We start from the raw sequence: 19,378 nt of genomic DNA on the forward strand, positions 1-19,378 counted from the left end.
GATTTTTTCCAACGGTAGGCTAGAACCAATAGAGCATATATTTTTTTGAGCAGATTTATTGGGGAGCAACCATGGCGACACCGGACCGCGGTCATTCTGACCCTGCCTGCTCCTCCGCCACCGCCACCACCGGTTCGCGTCCCGTGGTGATGGCGCTGATCCCGCCCCAGATGTCCAGCCTGTTCCCGTCCGACATTCTCCAGTCGCTGGACTGCGACATGAGGCAAGCAAGCTCGATCACGGATGCGCAATTTCTGACCGAAGGGCAGCGTTCCGATCTTGCCATCGTGCCGCTGGATGTGAACGGATGCAGCACGCTTCCCCTTATTCGCGATCTGATGAAACACGATCCCGATCAGGCGATTGTCGTTGTATCCCAAAGTGACCAGATCAACGATGCCGCCGAAGCCATGCGTATCGGGGCGCTGGATTGCATTTTCGTGCCATTCACACCGGATCGCCTGAAAAAAACAATCACTCAGGCGCTGTGCAAAAGCATCGCAGAACGCTCTGACACGACGGCATCAACCGATGTTTCCAGCCCCCCTGCGCGCCCGATCACCTTGCAGTCCACCCACAAGGAAACACCCAACCCCGACGACGCGCATCCGATACGGCACGGCATGGTCCTGTCTGATTTGTCCATGAAACCGGTGCTGCACGCGTTGGACACCATCGCGGCATCCAACGCACCAATCTATATTCAGGGGGAAACCGGCACGGGAAAAGAGCTGCTGGCGCGTGCATTTCACGCAGAGAGCCAACGCGCATCAGGCCCGTTCATCGTTGTCGATTGCGCGCGGTTGGCCCCGGACACGTTGGCCCAACAGCTTTTTGCAAGCTCGCGCGGACCGGGTGGCGCCGCCAGTGCTGCCGATGGCGGTACGTTGTTTCTGGACGGCATCACCCGGATGGATCTGCAGGTGCAAAATCAACTGATGCGCTTCCTGGAAAGCGGCGACCTATCGCCATTGGGCTCACATGATGCAACACGTGTGGATGCCCGCATTATCTGCGCCAGCAGCGAGGACGCGCAGACCGAGATCGAAGCCGGGCGTCTGCGTGGGGATCTATACTACCGCCTGCACGTCGTGCCGATCACTTTGCCCGCCCTGCGCGACCGCGGCGAGGATATTCTGGCGATTGCCAACACGAAACTGGTTCAGATGGCCCGCCGCGAAGGACGCCGGTTTCGCGGTTTCACACCTGACGCGGTCGATGTCCTGCAGGCGCACCCCTGGCCCGGAAATGTCCGGCAGTTGATCAACGTCATCTGGAACATCGTGCTGCACCACGACGGCGAAATCGTGACGACCGAGATGTTGCCAGATGACCTTCTGGCCGGGCTGTCCGTGCCTCGCATCAGCTCTGAACCAGCAGGACCGCTGGACCAGATGGGGCTGTTGGGCCGGCCGCTGGCAGAAATCGAACGCATCGTGATTGAAGAGACGATTCGCATGCAGGGCGGATCGATTCCGCGCGCGGCCCAAGTGCTTCAGGTGTCACCCTCGACCCTTTATCGGAAACGGGAAAGCTGGAGCCACCGCTGAACCGGCAGCACGGGCTGTGGATCAGACGAACTGTTCTCGGATCAATCGTTCTTCCAACCCGTGGCCCGGATCGAACAGAATGCGATGTGCGATCTCATTGTTTGACTTGATTTCGACCGACACCACGTTGCGCACGGATCGCCCGTCGGCATCGGCCATGACCGGGCGCTTTTCATGCTCCATCACATCAAACCGCACCACGGCGTTTTTCGGCAGCAGCGCCCCGCGCCACCGGCGCGGACGAAACGCGGCCATTGCCGTCAACGCCAAAACGTCTGACCCGATGGGCAGGATCGGACCATGTGCCGAGTAATTATAAGCCGTTGACCCGGCCGCCGTGCACAACAAGGCGCCGTCACAGACAAGTTCAGGCAGGCGCACCCGACCATCCACACTGATTTGCAGTTTCGCCGCCTGCGGACCGGCGCGCAACAGGCTGACCTCGTTGATCGCAAGCGCCTTGTGAATGCTGCCATCCGCCCCTTCCGCCCGCATGGCAAGCGGGTTGATCACCTCTTCCTCAGCGGCGATCAGGCGTTCGACCAGGTCATCGGGCGAATATTCATTCATCAAAAACCCAACCGTGCCGCAGTTCATGCCATAGACGGGTGCGGACAAGTCTTGCGTGTCATGCAGCGTTTGCAACATGAACCCATCGCCACCCAGCGCGACAATGATGTCGGCGGCGTCCACACGTTTGTTGCCATAACGGGCCACCAGTTCTTCCTTCGCGGCTTCGGCGATTTCGGCATTGCTGGCGACGAACGCGATATTGTGGCTCATCTTCGGGTTTCCTGTGCCTGTCCCTTGGTTTCCGAAAGAAACACATGTTTCCCCAAAGTGCCAGAAATTGCCGCGTCTTTCCGCAGCGATGTCGCTTTCCGGTCTTTGCGATCTGTGGCGTTTCCGATAGGAAATCCGGACATCTGGCTTCCAACCCAAGGATTACGCGCATGACCGCCACCCGTGACCAAGGTTTCTTCACCGAACCCCTCGCCTCTCGCGATCCCGAGCTTTACGGCTCGATCACCGATGAACTGGGCCGCCAACGCGACGAGATCGAGCTGATTGCCTCGGAAAACATCGTGTCCGCCGCCGTGATGGAGGCTCAAGGCTCGGTCCTGACCAATAAATACGCCGAAGGCTATCCAGGGCGTCGTTACTATGGCGGGTGCCAGTATGTCGACGTGGCCGAAACGCTCGCAATTGATCGCGCCAAGCAGCTTTTCGGGTGTGAGTTCGCCAACGTTCAACCCAACTCGGGCAGCCAGGCCAATCAGGGTGCCTTCATGGCGATGATCCAGCCAGGCGATACGATCCTGGGGATGAACCTTGCCTCGGGCGGTCACCTGACCCACGGCGCGGCCCCCAACCAGTCGGGCAAGTGGTTCAATGCGGTGCAATATGGCGTTCGCAAGCAGGACAACCTGATCGACTATGACGAAGTGCAGGCGTTGGCGACCGAGCACAAGCCCAAGCTGATCATTGCCGGTGGCTCGGCCATTCCGCGCCAGATCGACTTTGCGAAGTTTCGTGAAATTGCCGATTCGGTCGGGGCATTCCTGCTGGTTGACATGGCGCATTTCGCCGGTCTGGTGGCGGCGGGCGAACACCCCTCGCCCTTTCCTTATGCCGATGTGGCGACGACCACGACCCACAAAACTCTGCGCGGCCCGCGCGGCGGCATGATCCTGACCAACCGCGAGGACCTGGCCAAGAAGATCAACTCGGCCATTTTCCCCGGCATTCAGGGCGGCCCGCTGATGCATGTGATCGCTGCGAAGGCCGTAGCGTTTGGCGAGGCGCTGCGCCCCGAATTCAAGACCTATCAAAAACAGGTTCGCGCCAATGCCGTCGCGCTGGCCGATCAGTTGATGAAGGGCGGGCTGGATATCGTGACCGGCGGCACCGATACGCATGTGATGCTGGTTGATCTTCGCCCCAAGGGCGTGACCGGCAACATCGTCGACAAGGCCCTTGGCCGGGCGCATATCACCTGCAACAAGAACGGAATTCCGTTTGACCCGGAGAAACCCACCGTCACCTCGGGTATCCGCCTTGGCACACCTGCCGGCACCACGCGCGGCTTCGGCGAAGCCGAGTTCCGCCAGATCGCTGACCTGATCGTTGAAGTGATCGACGGGCTGGCCACCAATGGCGAGGACGGCAATCAGACGGTGGAGGCTGCAGTGAAGGCGAAGGTCGCCGATCTCTGCGCGCGGTTCCCGCTCTATCCGAATCTGTAAGGCCGCAACTTAACGCCGTCGCTTGCAGGTATCGGATATTGAAACGGCAGAAAGCCCCGCCAACCAGACGGGGCTTTCATTTTTTCCACCAACCGTGTTTATGTCCTGAAACTTGCTCAAATCAATCCGCGCCAAAGGGCGAGACACAGACCCAAGGCGATGACGATCAGGATATTCGTCAGAATGCTGGTCGAAACGCTGACCGCAATGCCCCGTCGTCGGTCCCACGCATCGAAGTTCAGCAAATAATGCTCGATCGCATTGGCCGCTTTCTCCAGCCTCACCTGATCCAACTGCCGCCCCAACCGCGGATGCTGGGCCAGTCTCATGGCCTCAACCAGTCTGTCACCGTCACGGCGCAAATGGCGTGGCAATAACCGACCGGCGCGGCGCAGTTTGGTTTCAAACCCCGCGCCGCGAATATCCAGCCGCTGTTCCAGCAGCTGGGCCAGCCGATCTGTGCACGCGTGTATGTCCACGACGTCGCCTGCCTTCCATGATCCCTCTTCGCGTCCATCTTATCGGCATTGCGACCAGACGCGAAAGAGGCGACAGAAGAAAAAAGGGGTTCAAGCGCACCCATCGCCGCGCTATCAAACCGCATGCTCGAGATGCAGACACATGGCACCGACACGGTGCAACCGCCGGTCCTGATTGCGCATGGGCTGTTTGGGTCCGCGCGCAACTGGGGCGTGATCGCCAAACGCATGTCAGGCACTCGCCAGGTGGTCTGCGTGGACATGCGCAACCACGGTCAAAGCCCGTGGACGGACAGCCACAGCTATCCCGACCTTGCCGCCGATCTGGCCGAGGTGGTGAACAGCCTGGGCGGCACCGCAGATGTGATCGGGCATTCCATGGGCGGCAAGGCGGCGATGGTCTTTGCGATGACCCAACCCGACATGGTGCGCCGCCTTTTGGTGGCTGACATCGCCCCCGTTGCCTATGCCCACAGCCAACAATCCATGATCACGGCAATGCGCAGCATCGACCTGTCGCAGGTTGAAACGCGTGGGGATGCAGACCGGCAACTGGCGCAGTTCGTCGATGAAGCGTCTGTGCGGGCGTTCCTGCTGCAATCGCTGGACGTCAAGGCGCGCGCATGGCGCCTGAACCTTGATGTGCTTGAACGCGACATGGATCTGATCGTCGGATTTCCCGAGATGACGGAACAGTTCACAGGCCCCGTGCTGTTCCTGTCCGGGGCGATGTCAGATTACGTGCTGCCCGACCACAGGCCGCACATCAAAACACTGTTCCCGAAAGCACGGCACGCCAAGATACCGCAGGCTGGACATTGGCTGCACGCCGAAAAGCCACGCGAATTTGAAGCCTCGGCGCTTGCGTTTCTAGACGCCTGACAAGACATGTCAAACTGACTGGTGAATGTGGGCTTGCGGCGCTTCAGTGGGTCCAGGGACCACGCCGATTGGTGGCAAAATTCTCGCCATACCCCCCCGGCCGAATATTCGGGTGACGTTTGTGCGGCTCTTGCACAATCGCGTCGATTCCGTGATCGCGGGCATAGTTCAGCGCGGCTTCTTTCGTGTCGAATTTCAACCGCACCTGGCTTTGCGTGTCGGACGAACTCGTCCACCCCATCAACGGATCCACATCCCGCGCCTCGTCCGGGGCGTATTCCAACAGCCAAACCCTGGTTTTGGCCTGTCCTGACGTCATGGCGTTACGGGCGGGTTGATAGATACGTGCACGCATCCGGGATCTCCTTGAAAGCCTGGACGGTTTATCCGGCATGCCGGGCGGATTTTCAAGGGAAATTGGCAGGTAATCCGGCGTCCGGCGCAATCGGGTACCGACAGGGCACATGCGACTTCCAACCCTGCTGCGGGCTGGAAGCGCATCGTGAGTGGTGGTTTTGAAAAAGAGAGTGGCTGCCGGTAGCTCCGAGGGAGCGAGGGGTGGGGTGGGGTGGGTGTATCGTCGCCACCGGCAGACCGTTCTGCTGCTTGCCCGTTCAACTTAGCGTGCTGCCATGGGCTGAGCAAGCCCAAAAAATACCATCAGTTGTATTTTTTGAGAGAAATTTTGCCAATTTCGACAAATATTTCTGTTATTTTTCATACATTTAGATAGCAGTAAGCAAAAAGGTGGCTTTCGCTCCTCTCTGCACTCATGCAACCTTTGGTTGCTAACTGGTAAATGCCTTCACAATTCCGAAAGCGACTATCTTGGTGTCATGATCCGAAATCTGGGCAAATCGCTCAATTCGCTAATTATGGGGAGGAAGAGGTAAAGTTTTCCTTACCCCTTGAAGCAGAACAAAATGTGACCATTCTAACCAGCGGAAGGATTCGCATGACCCACAGCCCGTTGACCAACCCGACCCTTGCCCCGACAGCCCGCCCCAAACTGGAAGGCGGCAAGCGATTTGTGATGAGCACCCCGTTCAAACCCGCAGGCGATCAGCCCACCGCCATCGCTGAACTGGTCAGCGGGATCAACAGCGGGGAACGCGAACAGGTTCTTCTGGGGGCAACTGGCACCGGTAAGACCTTTACCATGGCCAAGATCATCGAGGAAACGCAGCGTCCTGCGATCATCCTGGCCCCGAACAAAACGCTCGCCGCGCAGCTCTATGGCGAGATGAAAGGGTATTTCCCCGACAACTCGGTCGAATATTTCGTCAGCTATTACGACTATTACCAGCCCGAGGCTTACGTCCCCCGGTCGGACACCTTCATCGAGAAGGAAAGCCAGATTAACGAGCAAATCGACCGGATGCGCCACTCGGCCACGCGGGCGCTTCTGGAGCGGGACGATGTGATCATCGTGGCGTCGGTCAGTTGCATCTATGGCATCGGCAGCCCCGAGACCTATACCGCCATGACGCAGGATATCGAGGTCGGCAAGGAATACGACCAGCGATCCGTCATGCGTGACCTCGTGGCCCAGCAATACAAGCGCAACGACAACGCCTTCCAACGCGGGTCGTTCCGGGTGCGCGGCGACAGTCTGGAAATCTGGCCCAGCCACTTGGAAGACCGAGGCTGGCGCCTGTCTTTCTTCGGCGAAGAACTCGAGGCGATCACCGAGTTCGACACTCTGACCGGCGCGAAAACCGACACGCTGGAAAAGGTCCGCGTCTATGCCAATTCGCACTACGTCACGCCCACGCCGACGCTGAAACAGGCGATTCAGAGCATCAAACAGGAACTGGCCGTCCGTCTGAAGCAGTTCGAGGACGAAGGCAAACTGCTGGAAGCCCAGCGCCTTGAACAACGCACGAAATTCGACCTCGAAATGCTTGAGGCCGCAGGCTTCTGTAACGGGATCGAAAACTATTCTCGTTATCTGACGGGCCGCGCGCCGGGCGAACCTCCCCCCACCCTGTTTGAATACATCCCCGACAATGCGATCGTGTTTGCCGATGAAAGCCATGTCTCCGTGCCCCAGATCGGTGGCATGTATCGCGGCGACTACCGGCGCAAATACACACTGGCCGAACACGGGTTCCGCCTGCCCTCCTGCATGGACAACCGCCCCCTGAAGTTCGAGGAATGGGACGCCATGCGCCCGCAATCGGTGTTCGTCTCAGCCACGCCCGGCAGTTGGGAGCTTGAGCAGACCGGTGGTGTCTTCGCCGAACAGGTGATCCGCCCCACCGGCCTCTTGGACCCCGAAGTCGAAATCCGCCCCGTTGAAATGCAGGTCGACGACCTGCTGGACGAAGTGCGCAAGGTGGCCGACCGCGGTATGCGCACATTGGTCACGACATTAACCAAGCGCATGGCCGAAGACCTGACCGAATACCTGCACGAACAGGGCATCCGCGTGCGCTATATGCATTCGGACATCGACACGATTGAACGCATCGAAATCCTGCGTGACCTGCGCTTGGGCGCTTTTGACGTGCTGGTGGGCATCAACCTGCTGCGCGAAGGATTGGACATTCCCGAATGTGGCCTCGTCGCCATTCTGGACGCGGACAAGGAAGGCTTCCTGCGCTCGGAAACTTCGCTTGTGCAAACCATCGGCCGCGCCGCGCGCAACGCCGAAGGCCGCGTCATCATGTATGCTGACCGGATCACCGGCTCGATGGAACGCGCGTTGAACGAAACCAACCGGCGGCGTGAGAAACAGAAAGCCTATAACGAGCTGCACGGCATCACACCCGAAACGGTCAAAAAGAACGTGGATGACGTGCTGGCTGGTCTTTATGACGGCGACACCGATATGGCGCGCGTCACGGCGACCATCGACAAACCGATGATCGGCGACAACCTGATCGCCCATCTGGAAGGGTTGAAAGCCCAAATGAGCAAAGCGGCCGAAAACCTGGAATTCGAAGAAGCCGCGCGTTTGCGGGATGAAGTGCACCGGCTGGAAGCCGTCGAACTGGCGATCGCAGACGATCCCCTGGCGCGTCAATCTGCGATTGAGGCGGCAGGAGAGGCCGCGCAGTCGGTAAAAGGACGCTCAAAGGCCGGCAAGCCGGGGCAGCGGGCTGGTCGGAGGAAGAGGAAGGGTCGCTAATCAGTTGCGGAAGTTTCAAAGCTTCTTGAGTGCTGCATTAAGAGCGTCAATCGCCACTTCAGCGTCTTCGCCAGCCCCTTCTAGCAGTTCAACGGCCTCCTGTATCACCTGCTTTATTTCGAATACCGTTTTTGCTCCAACTTAAGGACCCGGTTGTGGCAAGTTCTCCTCGGATAAAGGGGTGGCATTGGGGTAGTCGCAATTACCAGACGCGACCTCACCAACTCTCCCGCCGTTCACACCAAAATAAGATGCGATATCGTGCTGACGATCGCCGCGTTCCAGCATTCCTTTGATAAATCTGTGTTTCTCCAAAACTGAAAGCCATATTTCTCTATCCCAATTCACTTCCACCAAAGAACCCTGAAGAGAGCGTCACGCCCCCCGATACTGCAGTCAATGCGGCAAATTCTGTCAGAGATTGTGGTGGGTTTGGCGGATCGAAAAGAACTAAGCGACTGGTTGGTACACTTTCTACATATTCAGAGCGAATGGCGCAGTTAATCTGCAGACACTGGGATCACACAAGTCCAATCCGCTCCCTAACAAAATTTGGACCCGCGGTAGCTTAAAGATCGCCTCACCAGAGCAGAAGACATTAACGGCACGGAGTTAGTTTCAAACGATCTCGGTTTTCCGCGTGCTTCACCACTATCTTAATTGCCAGATAGCAGCACCAATCAATCCACACCCCTTCTTCTGGCTCCAAATATCCTGGGGTGAATGCGCGCATGCGCAGAGGGGCAAGGCCCCTCCTCATCCCCCCTATATCAAACGCGCCCGCCATTTCTGACGAGCGCGCCTTGATGTCTGACCCCGTGAGTGGTGGAAGATCGGTCAGACGAATGTGAACGTGTTGGCGAAGGGCATTTCGGTCGGGCGTTCGCCGGTTGCCTGGAACAGCGCCTCGGCCAAGGCCGGTGCGGCGGGCGGCACGGGCGGCTCACCGATGCCCGTCACCCGATCACGGTTTTCCAGCCCGCGCACGAAAATTTCAGGCGTCTGGTAATTCCGCAGTCCTTCGAAATCGAAAAAGTTCTGCTGCTCGGCCATGCCATCGGCATAGGTGATCTGGCTGTTGATCGCATGCCCCAGCCCCCAGATCACACCACCCTGCACGAGGTTCTCGAAGTTGATCGGGTCCACGACGCGGCCCACCTCGGCCGCCACCCAGACTTTGTCCAGGGCAATTCCGGCCGCGGTTTGGCTGATCTGGACCACTTCGGCGACCGGGGTGCCGAAGGACAGGCTGAAGGCCACGCCGCGCGCCGTGTTCCGATCAAGTGATCCGCCCCAGTCCGACATATCGGCCACGGCTTCCAACACCTTGCGCGACGGCGCATCTGTCATCAGGCGCAGCCGTTCTTCGACCGGGTCGGCACCGGCCTCGTGGATCAGCGCATTCAGGAAGTTTTCGTGAAAGAACGCGTTCTGTGACGCCCCGACCGACCGCCAAGAGCTGACAGGCCCCAGTTTGGGCGGGCGATAGCCGACCACGCGATAGTCTGGAATGGCATAGGGTTGGTCCCACAGCGCCTGGGTGATTGCGCTGTCCGGACCGGGCAGGTTCATCCCCTGCCGCTCGCCCATCTGGCTGTCCAGGATCGAGGGGCTGGCCACGCGAACTTCCATCGCCGTGACCTTGCCGCCGTCAACCGAACCGCGCCCCCGCATCAAAGCGATCGGGCGGGTATAGTCCTGCGCAGTATCCTCTTCGCGTTTATAGGTCAGCTTGACCGGCGTGCCCGGCAGCGCCATCGCCAATTCGGTCGCGCGCTTGACGACCTCGTCTTCCAGTCGGTGGCCGAAACTGCCACCCATCATCAGGATATGCACATGCACATCGCGGGCCGGCACGCCCGTCATGTCGGCCACGCTGGCCTGGGTCATGCGCGGGATCTGGTTGCCGGTCCAGACATCTACGCGTCCCTCCCCCACAAGAACCGTGGCGTTCAGCGGCTCCAGCGGCGCATGCGCCACATAAGGCGCGCGATATTCAGCTTCGATTGAGGCATCGACAGCATCCATATCACCATCGTCGCGTGGCGTCGCATCCGGGGCGGCCGCATCAAGCGTGTCCGTCAATACCTGCCAGTGTTCACTCTGCGCGGCGGGGTAAGGGGCCGGACCCCACTCGACCTCGATCGCGTCGGCGGCCTGAAAGGCTCGCCAGGTGTTATCCGCGATCACGCCAACGCCGCCCGTCACCGCGATGACCTGCTGCACGCCCCGCATGGCTTCGGCGGCGGAGGCGTCAAAGCTGACAACATCGCCTCCCTTACGGGGGTTCAGACGGATCGCCGCATGCACCATCCCATCGATCCGGTGGTCGATACCATAGGCCTGCGTGCCAGTGGATTTCGCCACCATATCAACCCGTTGCATGGGCTTTCCGATCAGTCGCCACTGGGTCGACGGCCGCAAAGTCACATTCGTCACAGGATCAATCCTGGCCGCAGTTGCTGCAAGCGCCTGATACGGAACGCGCTGGCCATCCGGCAACAGCACCGCCCCGCGATCCGTTTTCAATTGGGTAACGGCAAGCCCGGTCTGTTCGGCAGCGGCTTGTTTCAGCGTCTCGCGGGCGACCGCGCCGGCCATGCGCAGTTTCTCGTACCCGTCGGGCACAGTGGTCGATCCGCCTGTCAGTTGCAGCCCCATGAATTTCATCACCGCATCGACGGTGCCCCGCATGGCATTGGCTGCCGTGCTTTGGTCCGTGCTGGGAAGGGGCACGGCCTCGTTGGCCAATGCGGTGTTGTAATAGGCTTTCGACGGTGGGCCGGGGTCGACGCGGATCTGGTCAAGCGCGACATCCAGTTCCTCGGCGATCAGCGCGGCCTGAACCGAGTAGCTGCCCTGCCCCATATCCGCCCGTGGCGTGGTTAGGGTGATGCCGTCTGCGTTGATCAGCACATAGGGTGTCAGGGCGGCTTCGTCCTTGCCCAGCCCATCAAGCAAAGGGTTCTTGGGCGGGCGTTTGTATTGATAATACCCGAACGCCACCCCGCCCAAAAGGGCGACAGATCCGACCACGAAGCTACGGCGTGCAATGGTTCCGGCCCGGCCCATGATCAGCCTCCCCGCATGGTTCTGGCCGCGGTCTTTACGGCGGCACGGATGCGGGGATACGTGCCGCAGCGGCACAGGTTGCCCGACATTGCCTCGTCAATATCGGCATCCGTGGGGTCTGGATTTTGCGATAGCAGATCGGCTGCCTGCATCATCTGCCCCCCCTGGCAATACCCGCATTGCGCCACCTGGTGTTCCAGCCAGGCCGCTTGCACGGCGTGCATTTCGTCAGGTGTCCCCATCCCCTCGATGGTCATCACTGGCCCATCCACGTCGGACACCAGGGTTTGACACGACCGCACGGCCACCCCACCGACATGCACAGTGCATGCCCCACAGGCCGCGACGCCGCAGCCATATTTCGGTCCGTTCAGCCCGATCTCGTCCCGCAGGACCCACAGCAGCGGCATGTCGTCTTCGACATCCACCTCGTGTACAGTGCCATTCACGTTAAGTTGCAACGATCCACCCTCGGCCGAAGTTTTTGCTACTGCTCGTTTGGACGGCGGATAAATGACCGCCGGTCATGTGATAGTGACCATAGAATCGTGCGTTAAGCAACATTGATATGGGTCGCCGCCGCGTGACATATCCGGGACAAATCAGCAGGAAGAGCGCAATCGGTCACGATATGATCCAGTTCTGAAACGGATCCGATGCGCGCGGGCGCGGCCCGCGTCAGCTTGGACTGATCGCAGACCAGAACAGTAGCGCGCGCCTGGTTCAACGCAGATTGGCTGACCACCACTTCCTGCATGTCGTAATCCAGAATATCCCCGTCATGATCCAGTGCGGAACAGCCGATGACAGCAAAATCAAACTTGAATGCAGACACGAAACGCGCGGCCAGTTCCCCCACGACACCACCATCGGCAGGGCGCATGGTGCCCCCCACCACGATGACCTGACAATCCGGATTGGTCCCCAGGATCTGCGCCACATTGATGTTGTTCGTGACCACCAGCAGGTTCTGATGGTGCACAAGCGCGCGGGCGACAGCTTCGGTGGTGGTGCCGATGTTCAAAAAAACCGCACAATCGTTGGGGATCATTCGTGACGTGGCCGCAGCGATCCGGGCCTTGGCGGATTGGTTCAGCGCGCGGCGCTCCTCATAGGCGATATTCGTAATGCCCGATGGCAGGATCGCCCCACCATGCACACGTTCCAGCCGACCGGCATCCGCCAGTTCCGACAAATCCCGCCGGATCGTCTGCAAGGTGACGCCGAAATGCGCCGCCAGCTTGTCGACCGACACTTGACCGTCCCGGCGCGCCATTGCCAGAATTTCGGGGATACGAAATGTTTGAGACATGGTTTGCCCTTCCTGATCCCAATTTGCCGGAAAACGAACATCTACGAAAGTCTTTTCCTTTCGCTTGCGGCAGAATCGGCGCATAATCCCTGCGAAACGAAAAGGTCTTCTTATGGCTTCGACTGACGACATCATCGACCTGTTTATCATCGGGGGCGGGATCAACGGCTGTGGGGTTGCGCGCGATGCGGCCGGTCGGGGGCTGTCCGTCACGCTGGCCGAGATGCATGATATCGGTGGCGCAACCTCGTCTGCTTCAACAAAACTGTTTCACGGCGGATTGCGGTATCTTGAGTATTTCGACATCCGTCTGGTGCGCGAAGCCTTGATCGAGCGCGAGGTTCTGTTGCGCGCGATGCCGCATATCAGTTGGCCGATGCGCTTCGTGCTGCCCTATCACAAGGATATGCGGTTTGAGGGGGACACGCCGACCTCGAAACTCCTGTCTTTCGCGATGCCCTGGATGAAGGGACGCAGGCCTGCATGGCTCATCCGGCTTGGGCTGTTCCTCTATGACACTCTGGGCGGACGTCAGATTCTTCCCGGCACCGAAACGCTGGCCTTGCCGGGCACGGCAGAAGGCCAACCCCTCGACCCCAAATTCACCCGTGCCTATGAGTATTCTGATTGCTGGGTCGAGGATGCCCGTCTTGTCGTCCTGAATGCGCGCGATGCGCAAGCACGCGGGGCCTCGATCCTGCCGCGCACAAAGGTGGTTGCAACGGCGCGACACGCGGACCATTGGATCATACGCACCGAGGACAGTCGCACGGGGCAAACCACACTGCACAAGGCCAGAATTGTTGTGAACGCCGCCGGGCCCTGGGTTGGCAAGCTGATCGACGGGGCGCTTGACGTGAACACTGCCGAGAAGGTGCGCCTTGTGCGCGGCTCGCACATCGTGACGCGAAAGCTGTTTGATCACGACAAGGCTTATTTCTTTCAGGGCACAGATGAACGGATCATCTTCGCCATCCCGTACGAGACCGATTTCACGTTGATTGGCACCACTGATGCGCCACATGAGGATGCCGATATCCGTCCGGTCTGTTCGGATGCGGAAATGGACTACCTCATCGACTTTGCCAATCAGTATTTCAGGAATGACATCACAAGGGATGACGTGGTTTGGACCTATTCCGGCGTGCGCCCGCTTTACGATGACGGGGCACGGTCGGCCACGGCGACAACGCGGGAATATGTGCTGAAGCTGAATGACGCGGATGGGGCGCCTGCGCTGAACATCTTAGGCGGCAAGATCACAACATATCGCCGTCTGGCCGAGGCCGTCATGGCGAAACTGGACCCGCATTTGCCCGTGCACGAACCGGACTGGACCGCCGGTGTACCCTTGCCCGGCGGCGATTTTGCGGTGGATGGCGTGTCTGGCATAATCGACAAACTGCAAGCGGACTTTCCATTTCTGACCCCGTTCTGGGCCAACCGCCTGCTGCGCGCCTATGGCACGGAAAGCTGGGATGTGCTGGGGGACGCCTGTTGCGAGGATGATCTGGGCACCGCCTTCGGCGCAACCCTGACCGAGCGCGAGGTGCGGTGGCTGATCGACAAGGAATTTGCGATGCGCGCGGAAGATGTGGTTTGGCGACGGTCGAAACTGGGCCTGCGGATGCAGAAAGGCGAGATCGAAGTTCTGGACAACTGGATCACGCGCAATCTCTGACGGGTCTGGGGCCGCTTTTCAGATTTATTTTTTACCATCTGGTAAAATTCTTGATTTTGTGCCTTCATGGTAAGGTCAAAACAAGAATGGGAATCGAAAAATGCCCCAAATCAACAGGGAAAACGGAGTGTCTCCGGGTCGAATAGCGCCAGCCGACGTGCAAGCCAATTTCTCGGACCTCCATCCAGAATATGACGATCACGAGGCTTTGGTGGCCGCCGATCGGTGCTACTTTTGCCATGATGCGCCGTGCATGACGGCGTGTCCGACCTCGATCGACATACCGCTGTTTATTCGGCAGATCGCGACAGGCACGCCCGAAGCGGCGGCCAAGACCATCCTTGACCAGAACATTCTGGGCGGGATGTGCGCGCGGGTCTGCCCCACCGAAACGCTGTGCGAAGAGGTTTGCGTGCGCGAAGTCGCCGAAGGTAAGCCCGTCGAAATCGGCCGCCTGCAACGCTTTGCAACCGACACGCTGATGGCGGCGGGCAAACATCCATTCACCCGCGCGGATGCGACCGGCAAGAAAGTTGCGGTTGTGGGCGCTGGCCCCGCGGGCCTTGCCTGCGCGCATCGCTTGGCGATGTTGGGACATGACGTGGTGGTATTTGAAGCCCGCGCCAAGGGCGGCGGCCTGAACGAATTTGGCATCGCGGCCTATAAAACCACCAACGACTTCGCGCAGAGGGAACTGGATTGGCTTCTGTCGATTGGCGGGATCGAAATCCGCTATGAACAGGCTTTGGGGCAATCCGTCACGTTGGACGGGCTGCAATGTGATTTCGACGCCGTGTTCCTTGGCATGGGCTTGTCCGCCGTGAACGCCCTGCGGCTGGAGGGCGAAGATAAGGACAATGTCTCGCCCGCCGTCGATTTCATCGCCGATCTGCGTCAGGCCGATAATCTGACCACCCTGCCCGTTGGGCGGCGCGTCGTCGTCATTGGCGGCGGTATGACCGCGATTGATGCGGGTGTGCAGGCCAAACTGCTGGGCGCCGAAGACGTGACCATCGTTTATCGTCGCGGGCAAGAGGCGATGGCCGCATCCAAATTCGAACAGGATCTTGCGCGGCAGAAGGGTGTCAGGTTGATCTGCAACGCGACCCCTGTCGGGATCGAAGGCAACGGGTCGCTGCGCGCCGTCACATTTGCCTATACCGAGACGCGGGATGGCAAGCTGGTCACGCTGGACGAGACCTTCACCCTGCCCGCCGATCAACTGTTCAAAGCCATCGGCCAGAAACTGGGCCACACGCCCGACGCGCTGGCGCTGGATGGCGGCAAGATCAAGGTCGATGCCACGCAGAAAACCAATCTGGCACATGTCTGGGCCGGGGGCGATTGCGCCTCAGGCGGCGACGATCTGACCGTCACCGCCGTTGCCGAAGGTCGCGATGCGGCCATGGACATCCACGCCACTCTGACAGGAGCAAGCTAATGGCCGACCTGACATCAAATTTTCTTGGAATTGAATCCCCCAACCCGTTCTGGCTGGCCTCGGCCCCACCCACCGACAAGGAATACAACGTGCGCCGCGCGTTCGAAGCTGGTTGGGGCGGTGTCGTGTGGAAAACGCTGGGGGCTGAAGGGCCGCCCGTCGTCAATGTGAACGGCCCGCGCTATGGCGCCATTCACGGCGCAGACCGTCGCCTGTTGGGTTTGAACAACATCGAACTGATCACCGACCGCCCGCTTGAGGTCAACCTTGAGGAAATGGCCCGCGTGAAGAAGGACTATCCCGATCGCGCGCTGATCGCATCCGTGATGGTGCCCTGCGAAGAGGATGAGTGGAAACGCATCATTCCCCGCATTGCCGAAACCGGCTGCGATGGGTTCGAGCTGAACTTCGGCTGTCCACACGGCATGGCCGAACGCGGCATGGGGTCCGCCGTGGGGCAAGTGCCGGAATATATCGAAATGGTCACGCGCTGGTGTAAGGAAGCTACCGACCTGCCCGTCATCGTGAAGTTGACGCCCAACATCACCAACATCCTGAACCCGGCGCAGGCCGCGAAGGATGGCGGGGCCGATGCGGTCAGCCTGATCAACACGATCAACTCGATCACCAATGTCGATCTTGACCTCATGGCACCCGAGCCGACCATCGACGGCAAAGGCACCCATGGTGGCTATTGCGGCCCGGCGGTGAAACCCATCGCCCTGAACATGGTCGCCGAGATTGCCCGCAACCCCGGCACGCGCGGCCTGCCCATTTCGGGCATCGGCGGCGTCACCACATGGCGCGATGCGGCCGAGTTCATGGCCCTTGGCGCGGGCAACGTGCAGGTCTGCACGGCGGCCATGACCTATGGATTCAAAGTGGTGCAAGAGATGATCTCGGGCCTGAGCCAGTGGATGGACGAAAAGGGCTACACCTCGATTGACGAGGTTGTGGGCCGCGCCGTGCCCAATGTCACAGATTGGCAATATCTGAACCTGAACCACGTCACCAAGGCGCGGATCGACCAAGAGGCTTGCATCAAATGCGGGCGCTGCTATGCAGCCTGTGAGGACACATCGCACCAGGCGATCAGCATGTCGGATGATCGCGTCTTTGACGTGAAGGACGACGAATGCGTCGCGTGCAACCTCTGTGTCAATGTCTGCCCGGTCGAGGGCTGCATTACCATGGAAACCATCGCGCCAGGTGCCGTGGACGAACGAACAGGCAAGGTTGTTGAGAAAGAATATGCCAACTGGACGACCCACCCCAACAACCCAACCGCCACTGCCGCCGAATAAGACCGGCGAGGCCCTGTCCCCCGCGCGACAGGGCCATCTGGCGATGCTGTCCTTCTCGGCGCTGGTGTCGCTGTCGTTCAGCTTTGGACACATCGTCGCGAAAGAAATCACCCCCGCCGCCCTGAACACGGTGCGGTTTGCACTGGCCGCGCTGGTCCTTTTCGGACTGGCGCGCGTCTTGCGGGTGCCGGTGCGCCCCGTCTTTCGCGGGTTTTGGCGGTTCGGGCTGATGGGCGGGCTGATGGCCGTTTATTTCATCACGATGTTCGAGGCCTTGCGGATCACAACCGCCGTATCCACCGCCGCGGTCTTTACTCTGACGCCTTTGATGGCGGCAGGCTGCGGATTGCTGATCGCGGGGCAGAGGTCAGGCCGTTGGACGCTGATCGCTCTGACCATCGGCGCGGCTGGGGCCGTCTGGGTGATCTTTCGCGCGGATATCGGCGCGCTGATGCGGTTCGAACTTGGCCGCGGCGAGGCGTTGTTTGCCGTCGGCGCGTTGGGTCATGCGCTGGTGCCTGCGCTGGCGCGGAAGCTGGCCCATGACGTGAAACCGTTGCAAACATCGCTTGGCACCGTGCTGGGATCGCTGATCGTGACCGGCATCTACGGATATGGCGACCTGATCCACACCGATTTTGCCGCCCTGCGTCCGGCGGTCTGGCTGGTCATCGCCTATCTTGCCATCGTCACCACGGCTGGCACCTTCTTTCTGGTGCAATACGCCGCCCAGCGCCTGCCCGCCGGAAAGGTCATGGCCTACACTTATCTGGTGCCAAGCTGGGTGGTGCTGTGGGATTTCCTGTTCTATGGCGCAACGCAACCGCCGCTTCTTTTGATAGGCGTGGCCGCCACACTTCTGGCGCTGGCAATGCTGCTTAGGGGAGAAGCGCCCTGACGAGCATGTGTTTGATGAACGCCTCGGCGTCCTCGAACCGCGTGTCACTGCGTACGGGACCCAGAACCGCCTGCACCTGAAGGTCGAAATCGGCATAGTGCTGCGTCATCGCCCAGATCGAGAAAATCAAATGATGCGGGTCGATGGTGGCAAGCCGCCCCTCGACCATCCAATTGGCAATCACCGCGGCCTTTTCATCGACAAGCGTTTTCAGATCGTCTGTCAGCATTTCCCCAAGTCGGGGCGCGCCATGCAGAATCTCGGTCGCGAACAACCGGCTTTCACGCGGCATCTTTCGCGACATTTCCATCTTCCGGCTCACATAGGTCAGGATTTCGTCCAGCGGCTCGCCATCGGCAGACAGGTCGCGCAGGGGACTGACCCATTCTTCCAGCAGACTTTCCAGCAGCTCGGAATAGATCGCTTCCTTGCCATTGAAATAGTACACAATATTCTGCTTGGACAACCCGGCGGCATTGGCGATCTGATCAAGGGTCGCGCCGCGCAGACCTTTCTCGGAGAACACGTCCAGAGCAGCCTCGAATATGGCCTGCCGCTTTTCGCGCTGGATGCGGGTGCGGCGCGGGGAAACATCTGCCTTAGCCATCCGTCGCGACCCCATCCTGCCCCGGCAATGCCACCCCGGACAACAGCAGGTCTTTCACCGCTGTCTTGGTGTCCTCCCATTGCGCGTCGCTCAGTTCGACCCCGTCATTCAACGTCGTGATCTGGTGGGTGAAGTCAGCATAATGCTGCGTCGTCGCCCAGATTGCATAAAGCAGGTGGCGGGCACTGATCGGGCGAATCTGGCCGTTTTGCACCCACGCCTCGATCACGGTGATGCGGTTTTCGGTCCAGGAGCGCAACTCGTCTTCCAGATAGTCCTGCACGATGGGGGCACGCTGGATGATCTCGTTCGCCCAAACCTTCGAGCCATAGGGCCGGGTTCGGGCAAGATCGAGCTTGGTGTCGATGTATTCACCCAGCGCATGGATCGGGTCGTTGTCGACGCTGATGCTGTCTGCGGCGGCGCGCCAGATATCGAAGATCTCGCCCACCACGCGGCGATAGAGCGCCTCTTTCGTTTCGAAGTAGTAGACGACATTGGACTTGGGTATCCCGGCGGACGCGGCGATCCGGCTGATGGATGCGCCAGCATAGCCAAATTCGGCAAACACCTTTTCGGCGGCGACCAGAATGCGGGTCGTCACCTCTTCGCGATTGCGGCTTTGGATGCCTCTTGTCGTCTTGTTCACGTCGCTCTTCACACTCACCTTCCATGTGCAAAACCCGCACAGGGTTTCATCTTGTGCCATGGGTTCTGCCCGAAAAACAGGTGTTTCTGCACGATCGGTCAGAAAAAGATTGACCGATCGTGCA

Annotated in this window: 16 protein-coding genes; 8 read left to right on the forward strand and 8 right to left on the reverse strand. The window is 59.7% G+C overall.

Features of this window, described 5'->3' with window-relative positions; all coding sequences use genetic code 11:
* The first annotated feature begins 71 nt into the window (after positions 1 to 71).
* Positions 72 to 1,550 (forward strand): sigma-54 dependent transcriptional regulator, encoded by a 1,479-nt coding sequence (locus MUY21_RS01775; protein WP_248408692.1) that lies wholly within the window; start codon positions 72 to 74, stop codon positions 1,548 to 1,550.
* 21 nt (positions 1,551 to 1,571) lie between these two features.
* Here the strand turns inward: MUY21_RS01775 and MUY21_RS01780 are convergent, their stop codons facing one another.
* A complete protein-coding gene (locus tag MUY21_RS01780; RefSeq protein ID WP_248408693.1) occupies positions 1,572 to 2,333 on the reverse strand; it encodes an NAD kinase in 762 nt (253 codons plus the stop codon).
* Positions 2,334 to 2,503: 170 nt separating this feature from the next.
* On the opposite strand from MUY21_RS01780, the gene glyA reads away from it, so the two are divergent.
* Positions 2,504 to 3,796, forward strand: coding sequence for a serine hydroxymethyltransferase (gene glyA / locus MUY21_RS01785; RefSeq protein ID WP_248408694.1), 1,293 nt, complete (start codon positions 2,504 to 2,506; stop codon positions 3,794 to 3,796).
* Between the two features lie 116 nt (positions 3,797 to 3,912).
* On the opposite strand, the gene MUY21_RS01790 is transcribed toward glyA, so the two are convergent.
* A complete protein-coding gene (locus MUY21_RS01790; protein WP_248408695.1) occupies positions 3,913 to 4,275 on the reverse strand; it encodes a hypothetical protein in 363 nt (120 codons plus the stop codon).
* A gap of 123 nt (positions 4,276 to 4,398) precedes the next feature.
* Between MUY21_RS01790 and MUY21_RS01795 the strand changes: the two genes are divergently transcribed.
* On the forward strand, positions 4,399 to 5,157 hold the full coding sequence (locus MUY21_RS01795; protein ID WP_248408696.1) for an alpha/beta fold hydrolase: 759 nt from the start codon (positions 4,399 to 4,401) through the stop codon (positions 5,155 to 5,157).
* Between the two features lie 43 nt (positions 5,158 to 5,200).
* Here MUY21_RS01795 and MUY21_RS01800 read toward each other — a convergent pair whose 3' ends face one another.
* Positions 5,201 to 5,512 (reverse strand): ETC complex I subunit, encoded by a 312-nt coding sequence (locus MUY21_RS01800; protein ID WP_248408697.1) that lies wholly within the window; start codon positions 5,510 to 5,512, stop codon positions 5,201 to 5,203.
* 600 nt (positions 5,513 to 6,112) lie between these two features.
* On the opposite strand from MUY21_RS01800, the gene uvrB reads away from it, so the two are divergent.
* Positions 6,113 to 8,290, forward strand: coding sequence for an excinuclease ABC subunit UvrB (gene uvrB, locus MUY21_RS01805; protein ID WP_282568905.1), 2,178 nt, complete (start codon positions 6,113 to 6,115; stop codon positions 8,288 to 8,290).
* Between the two features lie 837 nt (positions 8,291 to 9,127).
* Here uvrB and MUY21_RS01810 read toward each other — a convergent pair.
* The 3 genes from MUY21_RS01810 to MUY21_RS01820 form a co-directional block, all read right to left on the reverse strand.
* Positions 9,128 to 11,362: a molybdopterin cofactor-binding domain-containing protein gene (locus tag MUY21_RS01810; RefSeq protein WP_248408698.1), complete on the reverse strand. Its 2,235-nt coding sequence runs from the start codon at positions 11,360 to 11,362 to the stop codon at positions 9,128 to 9,130.
* A 2-nt stretch (positions 11,363 to 11,364) separates the two neighbouring features.
* Positions 11,365 to 11,823, reverse strand: a complete 459-nt coding sequence (locus MUY21_RS01815; RefSeq protein ID WP_282568906.1) for a (2Fe-2S)-binding protein — start codon at positions 11,821 to 11,823, stop codon at positions 11,365 to 11,367.
* A gap of 92 nt (positions 11,824 to 11,915) precedes the next feature.
* Positions 11,916 to 12,674, reverse strand: a complete 759-nt coding sequence (locus MUY21_RS01820) for a DeoR/GlpR family DNA-binding transcription regulator (protein WP_248408699.1) — start codon at positions 12,672 to 12,674, stop codon at positions 11,916 to 11,918.
* Positions 12,675 to 12,786: 112 nt separating this feature from the next.
* On the opposite strand from MUY21_RS01820, the gene glpD reads away from it, so the two are divergent.
* The 4 genes from glpD to MUY21_RS01840 all read left to right on the forward strand — a co-directional run bounded on the left by glpD (position 12,787) and on the right by MUY21_RS01840 (position 17,998).
* Entirely contained in the window at positions 12,787 to 14,355 is a 1,569-nt protein-coding gene (glpD, locus tag MUY21_RS01825; protein WP_248408700.1) for a glycerol-3-phosphate dehydrogenase, read from the forward strand.
* Positions 14,356 to 14,455: 100 nt separating this feature from the next.
* Positions 14,456 to 15,796 (forward strand): NAD(P)-dependent oxidoreductase, encoded by a 1,341-nt coding sequence (locus tag MUY21_RS01830; RefSeq protein ID WP_248408701.1) that lies wholly within the window; start codon positions 14,456 to 14,458, stop codon positions 15,794 to 15,796.
* Positions 15,796 to 17,100 (forward strand): NAD-dependent dihydropyrimidine dehydrogenase subunit PreA, encoded by a 1,305-nt coding sequence (gene preA, locus MUY21_RS01835; RefSeq protein WP_248408702.1) that lies wholly within the window; start codon positions 15,796 to 15,798, stop codon positions 17,098 to 17,100. The genes MUY21_RS01830 and preA overlap by 1 nt, the downstream gene beginning before the upstream one ends.
* Positions 17,048 to 17,998 (forward strand): DMT family transporter, encoded by a 951-nt coding sequence (locus MUY21_RS01840; protein WP_248408703.1) that lies wholly within the window; start codon positions 17,048 to 17,050, stop codon positions 17,996 to 17,998. Before preA ends, MUY21_RS01840 begins: the two co-directional genes overlap by 53 nt.
* Here MUY21_RS01840 and MUY21_RS01845 read toward each other — a convergent pair.
* Together MUY21_RS01845 and MUY21_RS01850 are read right to left on the reverse strand one after the other, a co-directional pair.
* A complete protein-coding gene (locus tag MUY21_RS01845; RefSeq protein WP_248408704.1) occupies positions 17,979 to 18,605 on the reverse strand; it encodes a TetR family transcriptional regulator C-terminal domain-containing protein in 627 nt (208 codons plus the stop codon). The two genes, MUY21_RS01840 and MUY21_RS01845, sit on opposite strands and share 20 nt — an antisense overlap.
* Positions 18,598 to 19,314, reverse strand: a complete 717-nt coding sequence (locus MUY21_RS01850) for a TetR family transcriptional regulator C-terminal domain-containing protein (RefSeq protein ID WP_248408705.1) — start codon at positions 19,312 to 19,314, stop codon at positions 18,598 to 18,600. The genes MUY21_RS01845 and MUY21_RS01850 overlap by 8 nt, the downstream gene beginning before the upstream one ends.
* Positions 19,315 to 19,378: the final 64 nt, after the last annotated feature.

Origin of the sequence: Aliiroseovarius sp. S2029, from assembly GCF_023195575.1 — a bacterium.
GTDB lineage: Bacteria > Pseudomonadota > Alphaproteobacteria > Rhodobacterales > Rhodobacteraceae > Aliiroseovarius > Aliiroseovarius zhejiangensis.

Bases quoted from the DNA above. Each gene is read 5' to 3' on its own strand.
- MUY21_RS01775 (WP_248408692.1), top strand. From the start codon at position 72: ATGGCGACACCGGACCGCGGTCATTCTGACCCTGCCTGCTCCTCCGCC.
- MUY21_RS01780 (WP_248408693.1), bottom strand. From the start codon at position 2,333: ATGAGCCACAATATCGCGTTCGTCGCCAGCAATGCCGAAATCGCCGAA.
- glyA (WP_248408694.1), top strand. From the start codon at position 2,504: ATGACCGCCACCCGTGACCAAGGTTTCTTCACCGAACCCCTCGCCTCT.
- MUY21_RS01795 (WP_248408696.1), top strand. From the start codon at position 4,399: ATGCTCGAGATGCAGACACATGGCACCGACACGGTGCAACCGCCGGTC.
- MUY21_RS01800 (WP_248408697.1), bottom strand. From the start codon at position 5,512: ATGCGTGCACGTATCTATCAACCCGCCCGTAACGCCATGACGTCAGGA.
- uvrB (WP_282568905.1), top strand. From the start codon at position 6,113: ATGACCCACAGCCCGTTGACCAACCCGACCCTTGCCCCGACAGCCCGC.
- MUY21_RS01810 (WP_248408698.1), bottom strand. From the start codon at position 11,362: ATGGGCCGGGCCGGAACCATTGCACGCCGTAGCTTCGTGGTCGGATCT.
- MUY21_RS01820 (WP_248408699.1), bottom strand. From the start codon at position 12,674: ATGTCTCAAACATTTCGTATCCCCGAAATTCTGGCAATGGCGCGCCGG.
- glpD (WP_248408700.1), top strand. From the start codon at position 12,787: ATGGCTTCGACTGACGACATCATCGACCTGTTTATCATCGGGGGCGGG.
- MUY21_RS01830 (WP_248408701.1), top strand. From the start codon at position 14,456: ATGCCCCAAATCAACAGGGAAAACGGAGTGTCTCCGGGTCGAATAGCG.
- preA (WP_248408702.1), top strand. From the start codon at position 15,796: ATGGCCGACCTGACATCAAATTTTCTTGGAATTGAATCCCCCAACCCG.
- MUY21_RS01840 (WP_248408703.1), top strand. From the start codon at position 17,048: ATGCCAACTGGACGACCCACCCCAACAACCCAACCGCCACTGCCGCCG.
- MUY21_RS01845 (WP_248408704.1), bottom strand. From the start codon at position 18,605: ATGGCTAAGGCAGATGTTTCCCCGCGCCGCACCCGCATCCAGCGCGAA.
- MUY21_RS01850 (WP_248408705.1), bottom strand. From the start codon at position 19,314: ATGGCACAAGATGAAACCCTGTGCGGGTTTTGCACATGGAAGGTGAGT.